This window comes from Microbacterium sp. NPDC090281 (assembly GCF_044769635.1).
Classification (GTDB): Bacteria; Actinomycetota; Actinomycetes; order Actinomycetales; family Microbacteriaceae; genus Microbacterium.
Map to the genome: position 1 here is coordinate 1,155,276 of NZ_JBIVYH010000001.1, position 13,053 is coordinate 1,168,328.

Below are 13,053 nucleotides of genomic sequence, written 5' to 3' on the forward strand. Positions count from 1 at the left end.
GCTGAGCGACGGTGCGTCCAGTCTGCGCGCGGCCGCCGACACGGTCAATGCGGGTCGGGGCCGGACGCGGCGACGTCGGCCGGCACGGGCTCGGCGGGATTGCGGCGGATGCCGATCCACGACACCACGCCGCCGATCACGAGCAGCGTCGCGGTGACCCAAGCCGCGCTGTGGAATCCGTCGAGGTCGAGGGTGCCGCCGACGATCGTCGAGAGCATCGCGACGACGAGCAGGCCGGCGACGCGGGACACGGCGTTGTTCACGGCTGAGGCGATACCGGAGTGGTTCTCATCGATCGCCCCGAGGATCGCGGCGGTCAGCGGGGCGACAGTGAGCGAGAGCCCGAGCCCCATCACGATCATGGCGGGCAGCACCTGCCACCAGTAGTCGAAGTCGGCGGCGACGAAGAGGAGCATCAGGGCGCCCACGGCCATGAGCAGCGGGCCGACCGTCATGAAGATGCGCGGCCCCCACTTGCCTGCCCACTGGCCGGCGCGCGAGCTGACGAGGATCATCAGGATCGTCATGGGCAGACTCGCAAGTCCTGCGGCCGTGGCGCTGAGCCCGGCCCCCTGCTGCAGATAGACACCCACGACGAAGCCGTTCAGTGACAGCGCGGCATACACGAAGAAGGTGGCGAGGTTGCCCCAGCCGAAGTCACGCACGCGGAACAGCCACAGCGGCATGAGGGGCGACGTCGAATGCTGCTGTCGCCACAGGAACAGCGCGAACAGTGCAGCACCGGCGACAGCGGGGATCCAGATGGCGGGCGACTGCCACCCCATGTTGGGCTGCTCGATGAGTGCGAACACGACAGCGCCGAGACCGATCGCACACAGAGCCCCGCTCCACCAGTCGACCTTGATGCCGCGCGGATGCTCCGGCAGATGCAGGCGGGCGAGGAGCAGGAGGGTGATCCCGATCGGGATGACGTTGATGAGGAAGACGAAGCGCCATGAGAGGTAGTCGACGAACAGTCCGCCGAGCAGCGGGCCGACCAGTTGGGCTCCGGTGGTGAAGGCGGTCCACACCCCGATCGCCCTGGACTGCACGTCGGCGCGCATCGTCGCGGTGATCAGCGCGAGCGAGCTCGGCACCAGCAGTGCTCCGGCCGCTCCCTGCGCGGCACGGGCGATGATCAGCATCAGGGGATCGATCGCTGCGGCGACCGCGATGGATGCCACCCCGAAGGCGATCAGTCCGATGCGCATCACCAGCACGCGTCCGTAGGCGTCGGACACCGATCCCGCGAGCAGGATCAGGGCGCTCAGGGTGATCAGATACGCATCCACGACCCACTGCTGGGTGGTGATGCCGCCGCCGAGCTCACGACTGATCGCGGGCAGCGCGACGTTCACCACCGTGCCGTCGAGGAAGGTCACGAACGACGCGAGCACCGCGATCGAGATGACGAGCCGCTGGAGCGGGGCGAAAGATGCTGCCACAGCCCGACCCTACTCCCGGGGCGGGAGGGTGCGGGCCGATGCCGGTCAGCCCGTCGGCAGCGACGGCGGCGGGGCGGGGTGCGGCGCCGGTGTCCCGGCCAGGAGCAGTCGTGCGAGTCCGGGTGTTCCCTCCTCGTCGATGGAGCCGCGCTGTCGGTCGGCACCGGTACCCACCGTGCGCAGCCGCTCGATGCCCGCGCCGACTCGTTCCTCGTCGCCGAGTTCCCGAAGTGCGGGAGCGATCATGGTCAGCATTCGGTCGGCGACCGCCCGGACGTCGTCGATGTCGCCGGTCGTCGGATCGATCACGCGCGCATCCATCCCTCGGCGAGCCGCCGTCCACAGCGACGCGTCGAGGCCGTCGACCCCGACGTCCACCTGAGGCTGGTCGTCGGTCAGCACGATCGCTCGTGAGAGCAGTGCGGCGAGCACGGAGTCCTCCGCGGTCAGCTGTGCATCGAAGACCCGTACCTCGATCGTGGGATAGCGCTCCGAGATCCGTACGGCCCACGCCAGCGATGACGCCTCGGTGATCGCCTGCAGGTCGATGAGACGTCGCACCTGGGTGCGGTAGTCATCGAAGTCGTGGAACCGCGGTGGGGACCAGGACGCCGGTAGGCGACGGATCAGGATGCTGCGCCAGCTGGCATACCCCGAGTCCCGGCCGTCGACGAACGGGCTGTTGCCGGTGAGCGCGAGCAGTGTCGGCAGCCAGCCTCGCACGCGATTGATCGCCCGCACTCTCTCCTCGTCGTCGTCCACTTCGATGTGCACGTGGAGGCCGTTGACCTCGTGATCGCGAGTGAGGTGCCCGAGCTGCGCGGCGACGTCGTCATAGTGACGTGAAGGGGAGACCGCCGAGGAGCGTGTCGTGGCGAAAGGCGTGCCGGTTCCCGCTGCGATCGCGCGTTGCTCCTGGGCGTGCCAGCCGATGAGCGCGCGCAGATGATTCAGCTGCGCCTCGGCGTCCGTGGCGGTCGAAACCGGCTCGGTGAGGCATTCGATCTGCGAAGTCAGGTACTCCTTCGTGACCTCACCGCCGGTGCGCAGGCGCGTGATGCGCTCGCGAGTGCCGGCGGCCAGCGTCACAGGCACCAGCGAATGCACATCGAGGAAGAGGAACTCCTCCTCGATGCCGAAGCGGGTCATCCGGAGCCTCAGTGGTTCCTGAGCGCGGAGATCAGCTCGGATTTCCGTTTGCCGCTGTACCCGGTCAGGCCCAGTTCCTTCGCGCGCTTGCGCAGCTCGGGCACGGTCCACTCCTCGTAGTCGCCGTGCTCACCGCCGCGGCGTCCGACCGTGCTGCGCCCCTCTTTGGCCGCAGCGTTCGAGATGCGCGCGGCCTTCTCCTTGGAAGCGCCGTCGTCCCGGAGCTCCTCGTACAGCTCGGGATCCTTCAGCGAATTGTTGCGTCGTCCTGGCATGTTTCTTCTCCTTCGCGCACTCGGAGGGTGGAAGTCAACCCCCTCGGAGAGATGAGCCCCCGCGGCTAGCGTGGGGGCACCGCAGTCGGGCGTTCGCGCCCCGAAAGAAGGGAAAGACCGATGAACATCCTCCTGATCATCGTCATCGTCGTCGCAGTGATCCTTGCGATCACCGGAGGACTGGTGCAGTCGCTCCAGTTCCTCCTGTGGGTCGGGCTCGTCCTCCTCGCGATCGCAGTGATCGCCTGGTTGATCCGAGCGATCAGCGGCAGCCGCAAGGTCTGACGACACAGCTCGTCTGACCCCATCGAGGTGAGGCCCGCCGATCGGCGGGCCTCACCTCTTCTGTGTCTGAGGGGCTACTTCTTGTCGAACGCGTCGCGGACGCTGTCGCCGGCCTTGCCCGCGGCGTCCTTCACGTTCTCGCCGGCCTGCTTGGCGGAGGCCTTGACCTGATCCGCCTGGCCCTCGGCTTCGAGGCGCTCGTTGTCCGTGAGCTTTCCGACGCCTTCCTTGACCTTTCCGGCAGCCTTCTCAGCGGCGTTCTTGATGTCGTCTGCAGCACTCATGTTCTGCTCCTCTCGTGGGCGGATTCGATTGATCCCGACCCTTTCACGCGGCCGTCGAAGGGGCCACGGGATTGACAATCCGGCCGGGTCATGTCAACGTTCCGCCCCATCGACTCGGGCCTCCCGAAGGACTAGCCTGGCGCCAGGCGGGTGGTCCTGCCCGCGGACCTCGACCAAGGAAGCGGTGTGCGATGGACTCGATGATGATGGGCGCCATGTCGAAGAACATGGAGTCGATGCCCGACATGGGCATGATGGACATGTCCGTCATGCAGGCCTGCATGGATGCGTGCGCCGCGTGCGAGCAAGCCTGCACGGTGTGCTCGACGCAGATGATGGACTGTTCGCCCGCGTGCATGAACTGTGCGGACATGTGCAACACCATGATGCGGTCGATGATGCGGATGCAGGGCATGACCCCGGCGTCGATGATGGCGATGCTCAACGCCTGCATCGCGATGTGCAAGACGTGCATGGACGCGTGCGTGCGGCACGCGGACGAGAGCGATGTCTGCCGGATGTGCGCTCAGGCGTGCCAGGCCTGCATGGATGCCTGCACCGCGATGAAGGACATGCTGATGGTGAATGCCTGACCCGCAGCTCGGGTTCAGGGTCTCCTCAGAAGCTGGCTTCAGACCGCGGCGACGTTGAACTGGGTGCTGCCCACGGCGAGCACTCCGTAGCGCGCGTGCAGTGCGACGGGCGTGCCGGGAGCGGCTTCGAGCGCGGCACCGGCTCCGTTCCACAGGGCATGCGCCTCGCCGTCGAGCGTGCGCACGACCAGGTCTCCGGAGACCGCGTCGGCCTGATCGACCAGAGCGTCGACCCACTCCGATGGCGTCGCCGAGGCGATGCGCGCCTGGATCAGATGCAGCGCGTGTCCGGGAGCGAACGAGGAGCACCGGCCACCCTCGCTGCACATGCACGCCGCACGCTCACGCACCGGGAGGGGCGAAAGGCGGTTCAGCGGCGTGGACACGATGGTCTCCTTCTGGTTCGACGTTCCGGAAAGACTAAGTCGTCTTCTCGGTGGCGCCGAGGCCCACCGACACGGAGTGAAACAAACGGGTGTAGGCTCGCCGGGTGCTGTCGTCGATGAGCGCCCTCGGGGCGCAGAGCGGAGCTGCAGGCGCCTTCCGCGCCGCAGACAGAGGCTGAAGACTCACCGGAGGCGGAACCCCCGTCCCCGGTGTCGTGTCGTACCCGGCGTCTGCGTCCGGGATCCTTCCTCCGATCGACTCGCCTTCGCGGCGACCACTCCGAAAGCACTTCTCTCATGCGCCCCATCGATGAGCGCGCCATCCGCGCCTCCTTCCTCAACGCCTCCCGCAAAGAGGTCTCCGACCTCACCCTGCCTCCCGGTTTCGCCGAGATCGACTTCGATCGCCTCGACTTCCTCGGCTGGGCAGACCCGAAGATGCCCCGCCGGGCGTACGTCGTCACGTGGGTCGACGACGCCCCGGTCGGCGTCTTCCTGCAGCGCGCCGAGCAGCGCGTGATCGCCAGGGCACAGTGCTCGTGGTGCGAAGATGTCGCTCTCCGCAACGACGTGCAGTTGTTCGTGGCCCGCAAGGCCGGAGCCGCCGGCCGCAAGGGCGACTCCATCGGCGTGCTCACCTGCGCCGAGTTCGGCTGCAATCGGAACGTGCGGATCCTGCCGCCCTTGGCCTACCAGGGCTTCGACCGCGAGTTCGCACGCGACCTGCGCATCCTGAGACTGCAGGAGCACGTCGCCGGCTTCCTGGCTGAGGTCGCCGGCTGATCCCGACTGCTGTTGCTCCGGTCGCACTTCCTGCCGCTCGCGGGTCGCGAAGGCGACAGGAAGTGCGACCGGAACAGGGGCTCGGGGCAGCCAGGTCAGGCGATCCGGGCGCGCACGTGCGCCCAGGCGGGTGCTCTCAGCTCCGTCGACCGGCGGGCGAACTCGTCGAAGCTGCGACGGCCGGGCCAATCGGCCGGCAGCATCGACGGAGGAAGCCCCGGGTCGGTGTAGGGCAGCACCCGCCAGCGGTCGATGAGCTGCACGTAGGCAGCGAAGGGCTCGGCGGGAAGGGTGGTGAGCGAGGCCTGGAAGGCGACGTGCTCCGCGCGCAGAGCCTCCAGGTTCCACCACTGCGCCGCGGCCTCGATCAGAGAGCCGTCGGGGAGGGGAGCGGATGCCTGGAACAGGGTCGCCCATTTGCGCGCATCGAGTTCATCGAGGATCTGCAGCACCTCGTCCTGGAGGTGACCGGGGCAGATCCACAGCGCCGGCGACACAACGCCGGCGCCGATCCACTGCAGCCGTCGACGCAGCTGATGGCGCACGCTCCTCGCGCTCTCTGGGATAGAGAACGAGACGAGGCACCAGTGGGCGGCATCCGTCATCTCCCGCATCTCGAAGATGCGACGGTCGCCGCGTTCCAGCATCCCGATCGCTGCCGGGTTGAGACGGTAGCCGATCTGCTCCTCGCGCTCGGCGAGCAGCATCCCCTTCTGCTTGAGGCGGGCTATGCCGGTGCGCGCCGGGCCGGTATCGATGCCGAGGTCTCCGGTGAGCGCGACCAGATCGGCCGCCGAGATCCAGCCACCGAGCGGGCGCAGGAACACACCGATGAAGGTCCGCAGCAGCGATGCGGTGCTGCCGGGGCGCGCATCGATGTCGTCGAGCACGGGGGCGGCCGTGAGATCAGAAGTCACCGGACTCCAGGGCATCGCGCACCGCGAGCACGCCGGTGATCGTCTCGACGTGCGAGGTGCTCAGCGGGGAGAGCCCGAGGCGGATGCCATCGGGGAACCGGAAGTCCGGGATGATGCCGTCGGCCCACAGCCGCCGCGTGACATCACGGAAGTCCGGGTGACCGATCGTGACGTGGCCGCCGCGGAGATCCGCATCGCGCGGGCTGAGCAGTCGCACGCCGAGGGGAGCGAGAACCTCGTCGTAGGCGCGCACGGCGAGATCGGTCAACGACTGCGACTTCGCCCGCACGCCCTCGATCGTGGACTGCTCGATCAGGTCGAGCATCCCCTGCATCGCGAGCATCGAGGTCACCGGCGGGGTGCCGCTGAGGAGCTGGCGGATGTCACCCGACGGCACGTACTCCGGCCCCATCGCGAAGATGTCGGCCGCGCTCCACCAGCCCTGGATCGGCTGACGCAGCACACCCTGGAGTCCGTGGCGGAGGTAGGCGAAGGCGGGGGAGCCCGGTCCGCCGTTGAGGTACTTGTAGGTGCAGCCGACGGCCAGGTCGACGCCCCATTCGTCGAGCTGCATCGGGATCACCCCGACCGAGTGGCACAGGTCCCACATCATCAGGGCGCCGGCCTCGTGCGCGGCCGCGGTGATGCCCGGCATGTCGGCCAGGGCGCCGGAGCGGTAGTCGACGTGGCTCAGTGACACCAGCGCGGTGCGTGCGGAGACCACGGCCTCGACATCGGCGATCGTCACCCCGTGCACGGGGTCGGGCTCGAGCCAGCGCAGGGTCATCCCCGTCTCGGCGGCCACGCCCTCGGCCAGGAACCGGTCGGTGGGAAAGTTGCCCGCCTCGATCACGAGCTCGGTCCGGTCAGGGTCCGCTGCCGCGGCGGCGCGCATGAGCTTGTAGATCAGCACGCTGGTCGAGTCGGCCACGACGGTCTGACCCGAAGCCGCGCCGAGCGCGACCCGTCCGATGCGATCCCCGAGCTCCATCGGCAGCGCCATCCACTGCTCGTCCCAGGAACGGATCAGCCGCGTGCCCCAGTCGTCGCGCACGAAGGCCGCGAGCTTCTCCGGAATGTCCCGCAGCGGGCGACCGAGCGAGTTGCCGTCGAGGTAGGCGGTGACGCCGGGGGCATCGGCGAATGCATCGAGGTGCGCGCGCAGCGGGTCGGCCGCGTCGAGAGCGCGGGCATGCTCGAGGAGGGAGTCGGCGGGCGTCGTGGTCATGTCACACCTTCAGGTCTGCGGGGGTGAGGGGGCGGGCGTCGAGCGGATCGGCCGACGAGGGGGTTCCGTCGGGAAGCAGCAGGAGAGCGGAGGTGGGGTCGAGCGGGTCCACGGGGGCGAGCGCTCGCAGGAGAGCGGCGTCGTCGAGTCCGGCTTCGCGGAGGGCGGCGACCTCGAGCGAGTTCAGGTCGACCGGCATCGGCCCGTTGCCCAGGTCGGTGCCATAGAGCACGGTGCCGCCGGCGGCGTGGAAGCGGCGCACGTTGTCGACCGCGATCGCACGTTCCGGGTCGTCGTGGATCGCCAGGGTCGAGATCCATGAGGCGGAGCCCGCCTGGCGCGCGATCTCGTCGTCGTCGAGGCGCTCCGTGAACGGGGCATGGGCGAGACGTGCCGCGCCGAGACGGACCACGCGCTGCGCTTCGCCCGCACCCTCGGCGTGCGCGACGACGAGGAGGCCGCGGTCGGCGGCGAGTCCGACGATCCGGCGGAAGAGGTCGTCGGTGAAGACAGGTCCTGCGGTGCTGTTGCTGGTGACCTTGATACAGGAGGCGCCGGCATCCGCCATCTCCGCCACGGCTTCGACCGCGGCATCCACGTCGGCGATCTCACGCACCGAACCGTCTGGCGCCCAGTCACGGTCGGAGGGATAACCGCCCGGAGCGGTCAGGAACGCGCCGGCGAAGTCGATCTCTACCGCCTGCCGCGTTGGTATCTCAGGAGCACGAGCACAGGCCGGGCCGGATTCGCCCGTGGCGGACCGGTCGGAGGGTGTTCCTCCGGAGTTGTGCACGGCGAGCCGGCGCAGCACTTCGGGGTTTCCGCCGAGGTCGACCACGCGGCCGAGACGGGAGCCCGCCAACAGGGCGTGATCCACCAGCTGCAGGTGCACGTGGTGGTCGGTGAACCCTCCGATGATGACGCCTTCGATGCGGGAGAGTCCGGCGGTCGGGACCTCTTCGCGCAGCCGCACACGCCCGTCGACGAGCTCGACGACGCCCTCGCGCCACCCGAACCCGTCGAAGAACGTCGCGGCGTGCATCAGCGGCCGATCTCGGTGCGCACGGTGTAGAGCTCGGGGAAGAAGGTCAGATCCAGCGCGCGCTGCAAGAACCCGACGCCGCTGGAGCCGCCGGTGCCGACCTTCATGCCGATCGTGCGGGCGACGGTCTTGAGGTGCCGGAAGCGCCAGAACTGGAAGTTGTCCTCGAGGTCGACCAGGTCTTCGCACGCCTCGTACAGGTCCCAGTACCGGCTCGGGTCCTGGTAGATCTCGCGGATCGCGGGCACCAGCTCCGGGGTCTCCCGGTACGGCTCGCGCACGTCGCGTTCGAGGATCTCGGTCGGGATCGGCAGCCCGCGTCGAGCGGCGAAGCGCAGGAACTCGTCGTACAGCGTCGGCTTCTCCCACTCGGCGGTGAGGAGGGCGAGGTTGGCGGGGTGGTCGGCGAAGACGCTCAGCATCTTCTCGTTCTTGTTGCCGAGGGCGAACTCCACCGCCCGGTACTGCACGGACTGGAACCCGGACGAGTTGCCCAGAGCACCGCGGAACTGCGCGTATTCGGTGGGGGTGAGGGTGGCGAGCACCGACCACTGCTGCGTCATCACGTCTTGGATGCGCTTGACCCTGGCGATGCGCTTGAGGGCCTCGCGCAGATCGTCGCGGGCGAGCAGTTCGCGGGCCGAGGACAGCTCATGCAGCAGCTGCTTGAGCCACAGCTCGGTGGTCTGGTGCTGGATGATGAACAGCATCTCGTCGTGGTGCTGGGGTTCGCTCACCGGATGCTGCGCCGTGAGCAGCTGGTCCAGCGCCAGGTACGAGCCGTACGTCATCCGGCCCGAGAGGTCGGTGACGATGCCGGATTCGAGGGCGCGTTCGTTCTCGGTGTGCATGTGCCGAACATATCACTTTCGTGGCGATCGTCACAGGAGTGTTATGTCACGTTGGTGCTTTCTGACGTACGCACGTTCGCGGTGTGGTCGACTCGTCTCGTCGATCGTGCGGATCACCGCGCCGGTCAGTCCATGGAGCGCGAATCCCACGCCGAACAGCACCACGGCCGCGATGATCACGACCAGCGGCAGCATCGGCCCGAAGAGCAGCACATAGAAGATCGCGCCGTTGTCCATGCGATCAACCTAGGGCGCGGACCCGGAATTCTGCTTTGAGTTTCAGAGCGCGGGAGTGCGCGGCGGTGGCGTGCGACGGGTTCCCGGGCTGCCGACAGCCTCGAAGGCTGCCGCGAGACCGAGCAGCTTCGTGTCGTCGTAGGCCCGCCCGACGAACGTCAGGCCGATCGGCATCTCGATGTCGCTCATCAGGCCCATCGGCACGGTGACGGTCGGGATGCCGAGGTGGCGCACGGCGAGGTTGCCGTTCGCGATCCACACGCCGTTGCGCCAACCGAGGTCGGCGGACTCCGGGTTCACATCCATGTCGGCCGGGCCGACATCTGCGACCGCGGGGAAGACCACGGCATCGAGCCGCAGTACGTCCATCCACACTTCGAGGTCGCGGCGACGGGTCTCCTCCAGGCCGCGCAGGCCATCTTCGAACTCGGGCATGTCGGTGAACGAGGCGTCGGGATTGACGCGCACCCAGTCGGGATACTCGGCGATGTCGTCGTCGAAGCCCGTGTAGCGGTCGGGGAGTGCGCCATCGGGGTGCGGGAAGATCGTGGCCCCGTCGACATCGACGAGCGAGTGCAGGGCCGGGTCGCCATTCGCCCCGAGGAAGTCTTCCCACGCCCACGCTGAGAGGTCGACGATCTCGCGGTGCAGGTACTCGGGCGAGACGAGGCCGCGAGTGGCGATGGTGTGGGCGCCCGGCCGATCGCCCTCGTAGTTCGACACCACGGGAAAGTCGACCTCGATCACTGTCGCTCCGGCGGCGGTGAGGTCGCGGCGAGCTGCTTCCCAGCGCTCGATGATGCTGGCGCGCGTCTCGATGCGCCGGCCGGTGGGGCCGCCGATGCCCGGGCTCTCGGCGCTGCCGGCATCCGGGTCGGCGTTGATGTACATGCGGGGGATGCCGATGCGTGCGCCGACGAGGGCACGCGCAGCGCCCGCGGCGAGGGCGCGATACGACTTCGGGCGGACGGCGGATGCAGCGGGCAGCTTCACCCACGGCTGCACGCGCCAGAAGTCGCCGCGGGTCTCGGCGTCGTCGGCGACGATCACGTCGAGCACCTCGAGCAGGTCGGCCATGATGCGGGTGTGCGGCACCACGACGTCCATCGTCGGTACGAGTGGCCAATTGCCGCGGGTCGAGATCACTCCACGCGACGGCGTGTAGGCGCACAGGGCGTTGTTGGTCGCCGGGCCCCGACCCGACGACCAGGTCTCCTCGCCCAGACCGAAGGCCGCGAAGCTCGCCGCCGTCGCCGTGCCGGATCCGTTCGACGAGCCGGAGGCGAAGGGCGCGGTGAGGAAGGCGGTGCTGTACGGGCTCTCGGCTCGGCCGTACACGCCGCGCTGCATGCCGCCGTTGGCCATCGGGGGCATGTTCGTCAGTCCGAGGCAGATGGCGCCGCCCGCACGCAACCGCTCGATAGTGAACGCGTCGTGCTGGGCCACGAGCTGCGCGAACGCAGGACTCCCCGCGGCGGCGGTGAGTCCGCGCACCAGGTAGCTGTCCTTCGCGGTGTACGGGATGCCGTCGAGTGGACCCCGTGTCTCCCCCCGGGCGCGGCGCGCGTCGGATTCCGTGGCCTCCCGCCGTGCCTCCGGGTTGGCGACCACGACGGCGTTCAGAGCGGTCTCGGTGTCGGGCGCGTCGAAGGCGGCGATCCGGGCGAGGTACGCATCGACCAGCTCGACCGCGGTCGTCTCGCCCGTCTCGAGGGCGCGTCGCAGGTCGGCGATGGACGCCTCGACCACGTCGAACATCAGCGGCTTCCGTCGAGCGCGGGCTGCTGCTGGGTGATGCAGTGGATGCCGCCGCCGCGGTCGAACAGGGGGCGCGCATCGACGGTGACGACCCGGCGTCCGGGATAGGCATCGGCGAGGATCTCGCGCGCCGCGGCATCGGCTTTCTCGTCGCCGAAGCCGCACGCCACCACTCCGTCGTTCGTGACCAGGTGGTTCACGTAGCTCCAGTCGACAGGACCCTCGTCGTCACTCAGCGTCGAAGGAGCTGGCAACCCGATCACCTCGAAGCGGCGGCCGGCGGCATCCGTCTGCTCCGAGAGCAGGGCGCGTAGCTCACGGGTGACGGCATGGTCGGGGTGATCGGGGTTCTGCTGGTCGTGCAGGAGCAGTCGTCCGGGCGAGACGATCGTGGCGACGATGTCGACGTGGCCGTTCGTGCCGAAGTCGTCATAGTCGCGGGTGAGCCCGCGGGGCAACCAGACAGCCTTGGTCGCACCGATCGTGCGGGCCATCTCGGCCTCGATCCGCTGCTTGTCGGCGTAGGGGTTGCGTCGTGGATCGAGCTGCACGGTCTCGGTGAGCAGCACAGTGCCCTCGCCGTCGACGTGGATGCCTCCGCCCTCGTTCACGAGCGTGGAGCTCACGAGCTCGGCTCCGACGGCACCGGCGACGATGCGCGCGTGCTGCGCGGCCTTGCGCCATTCGGCCCATTCCGGCGCGCCCCAGCCGTTGAAGATCCAGTCGACAGCGCCGAGAACCCCCGGCCGCTCGTCGTCGACCACGAACGTCGGCCCGGAGTCGCGCATCCAGAACTCGTCGACGGGTGCCTCCACGATCTCGATGCTGCCGCTGAGCATGCGCCGGGCTCTCGCGATCTCGGTCGGGTCGACCAGCATCGACACGGGCTCGAACTCGGCGACCGCATGGGCGACGGCGGTCCAGGTGGCGTAGCCCTCCTCGCGCTCGGCGTCGCTCGCGCCGAGGGTCTCGCCCTCGGCCGGGAACGCCATCCAGGTGCGCTCGTGACGGGCGGTCTCGGTGGGCATGCGCCAGCTCATCGTGTTCTCCTCGCTGTTGCCGTTCGTCTATTGAACATGCGATCAACAGGTGTTACGGTAACCCCTGATGAAGACCACGTCAACAGGTACCGCCGCTCGGCGGATGTCGCCGGAGGAGCGCGATCACTCGATCCTCGACGGTGCGCTCGGTCTTGCCCGCGAGAGCGGACTCGAGAGCCTCACCGTGCGGGCGGTCGCTGCCCGCGTCGGGGTCACCCCCGCGCTGGTCGCGCACTACCGGCCGGGGATGGACACCTTCGTCGCCGACGTCTTCGGGCTGATCGTGGCGGCGGAGCGTGACGAGGTGATCGCCGCCTTCGACGACACGGCCTTCGACGACGCCGACGACCTGCGGGCCGGTCTGCTGCGCCTGATCGAGACCCTGCTCGACGCCGACCGCGACGATGTCACCCTCATCTGGGTGCAGGCCTGGGCGCTCGGTGCCCGCAACGATGCGCTCGCGGCGCGCGTGCGGCAGGAGATGGACGGGTGGCAGAGCGCGCTCGAGGAGATCTTCGCCCGTGCCGCCGTCGCAGGCGCGATCGCCGCCGGCCGTGCCGACACCGCCGCGTGGCTGCTGCTCGCGATGGTCGACGGCATGAATGCGCACTCGCTGGTGAAGTGGGCGCCTCGCGACCGTGCCGACCTCGCCAGACGGGCGCTGTCCGCTGTGCTCGACAGCGCGACGTCCGATGCGCTCGCCACCGACTCCCGATCCACAGACGCCCGATCCACAGACTCCCGATTTGATGACTCCCGATCTGATGACAAGTAAAGGAA

At 68.8% G+C, this 13,053-nt stretch carries 16 protein-coding genes; 4 read left to right on the forward strand and 12 right to left on the reverse strand.

Going from position 1 to position 13,053, the window contains the following annotated elements:
• Positions 1-44 precede the first annotated feature (44 nt).
• Genes ACIQTX_RS05480 through ACIQTX_RS05490 form a run of 3 tightly spaced genes read right to left on the reverse strand, consistent with a single transcriptional unit; the run spans position 45 to position 2,869 of the window.
• On the reverse strand, positions 45-1,445 hold the full coding sequence (locus ACIQTX_RS05480; protein WP_402969905.1) for an MFS transporter: 1,401 nt from the start codon (positions 1,443-1,445) through the stop codon (positions 45-47).
• A 45-nt stretch (positions 1,446-1,490) separates the two neighbouring features.
• Complete coding sequence (locus tag ACIQTX_RS05485) at positions 1,491-2,594, reverse strand: YbdK family carboxylate-amine ligase (protein ID WP_402969908.1); 1,104 nt, start codon at positions 2,592-2,594, stop codon at positions 1,491-1,493.
• A gap of 8 nt (positions 2,595-2,602) precedes the next feature.
• Entirely contained in the window at positions 2,603-2,869 is a 267-nt protein-coding gene (locus tag ACIQTX_RS05490) for a Rho termination factor N-terminal domain-containing protein (protein ID WP_028502592.1), read from the reverse strand.
• A 120-nt stretch (positions 2,870-2,989) separates the two neighbouring features.
• Between ACIQTX_RS05490 and ACIQTX_RS05495 the strand changes: the two genes are divergently transcribed.
• The gene (locus tag ACIQTX_RS05495; protein ID WP_017201713.1) at positions 2,990-3,154 is read left to right on the forward strand and encodes a hypothetical protein; all 165 of its coding nucleotides are present in this window, start codon (positions 2,990-2,992) and stop codon (positions 3,152-3,154) included.
• A 74-nt stretch (positions 3,155-3,228) separates the two neighbouring features.
• Here ACIQTX_RS05495 and ACIQTX_RS05500 read toward each other — a convergent pair whose 3' ends face one another.
• The gene (locus tag ACIQTX_RS05500; RefSeq protein ID WP_105528702.1) at positions 3,229-3,438 is read right to left on the reverse strand and encodes a CsbD family protein; all 210 of its coding nucleotides are present in this window, start codon (positions 3,436-3,438) and stop codon (positions 3,229-3,231) included.
• Positions 3,439-3,653: 215 nt separating this feature from the next.
• Here ACIQTX_RS05500 and ACIQTX_RS05505 point away from each other — a divergent pair, with 215 nt between their 5' ends.
• Positions 3,654-4,031 (forward strand): hypothetical protein, encoded by a 378-nt coding sequence (locus tag ACIQTX_RS05505; protein ID WP_402969913.1) that lies wholly within the window; start codon positions 3,654-3,656, stop codon positions 4,029-4,031.
• 38 nt (positions 4,032-4,069) lie between these two features.
• Here ACIQTX_RS05505 and ACIQTX_RS05510 read toward each other — a convergent pair whose 3' ends face one another.
• Positions 4,070-4,417, reverse strand: a complete 348-nt coding sequence (locus ACIQTX_RS05510) for a hypothetical protein (RefSeq protein WP_402969916.1) — start codon at positions 4,415-4,417, stop codon at positions 4,070-4,072.
• A gap of 297 nt (positions 4,418-4,714) precedes the next feature.
• Between ACIQTX_RS05510 and ACIQTX_RS05515 the strand changes: the two genes are divergently transcribed.
• Complete coding sequence (locus ACIQTX_RS05515; RefSeq protein WP_028502588.1) at positions 4,715-5,200, forward strand: FBP domain-containing protein; 486 nt, start codon at positions 4,715-4,717, stop codon at positions 5,198-5,200.
• Positions 5,201-5,295: 95 nt separating this feature from the next.
• On the opposite strand, the gene ACIQTX_RS05520 is transcribed toward ACIQTX_RS05515, so the two are convergent.
• From ACIQTX_RS05520 to ACIQTX_RS05550, 7 genes are read right to left on the reverse strand one after another with little or no spacing between them, the layout of a single operon-like run.
• Positions 5,296-6,117: a PaaX family transcriptional regulator C-terminal domain-containing protein gene (locus ACIQTX_RS05520; RefSeq protein WP_402969918.1), complete on the reverse strand. Its 822-nt coding sequence runs from the start codon at positions 6,115-6,117 to the stop codon at positions 5,296-5,298.
• A complete protein-coding gene (locus ACIQTX_RS05525) occupies positions 6,107-7,345 on the reverse strand; it encodes a kynureninase (RefSeq protein WP_402969921.1) in 1,239 nt (412 codons plus the stop codon). Before ACIQTX_RS05525 ends, ACIQTX_RS05520 begins: the two co-directional genes overlap by 11 nt.
• A gap of 1 nt (position 7,346) precedes the next feature.
• Positions 7,347-8,387, reverse strand: a complete 1,041-nt coding sequence (locus ACIQTX_RS05530) for a hydrolase (RefSeq protein WP_402969923.1) — start codon at positions 8,385-8,387, stop codon at positions 7,347-7,349.
• Entirely contained in the window at positions 8,387-9,238 is an 852-nt protein-coding gene (locus ACIQTX_RS05535) for a tryptophan 2,3-dioxygenase (RefSeq protein ID WP_105526331.1), read from the reverse strand. The genes ACIQTX_RS05530 and ACIQTX_RS05535 overlap by 1 nt, the downstream gene beginning before the upstream one ends.
• A gap of 30 nt (positions 9,239-9,268) precedes the next feature.
• Positions 9,269-9,475, reverse strand: a complete 207-nt coding sequence (locus tag ACIQTX_RS05540) for a hypothetical protein (RefSeq protein ID WP_028502586.1) — start codon at positions 9,473-9,475, stop codon at positions 9,269-9,271.
• Positions 9,476-9,517: 42 nt separating this feature from the next.
• Positions 9,518-11,233, reverse strand: coding sequence for an amidase (locus tag ACIQTX_RS05545; protein WP_402969928.1), 1,716 nt, complete (start codon positions 11,231-11,233; stop codon positions 9,518-9,520).
• Complete coding sequence (locus ACIQTX_RS05550) at positions 11,233-12,273, reverse strand: agmatine/peptidylarginine deiminase (protein WP_402969931.1); 1,041 nt, start codon at positions 12,271-12,273, stop codon at positions 11,233-11,235. Before ACIQTX_RS05550 ends, ACIQTX_RS05545 begins: the two co-directional genes overlap by 1 nt.
• Positions 12,274-12,340: 67 nt before the next feature.
• Here ACIQTX_RS05550 and ACIQTX_RS05555 point away from each other — a divergent pair, with 67 nt between their 5' ends.
• Positions 12,341-13,048: a TetR/AcrR family transcriptional regulator gene (locus tag ACIQTX_RS05555; RefSeq protein WP_402969934.1), complete on the forward strand. Its 708-nt coding sequence runs from the start codon at positions 12,341-12,343 to the stop codon at positions 13,046-13,048.
• Positions 13,049-13,053 lie beyond the last annotated feature (5 nt).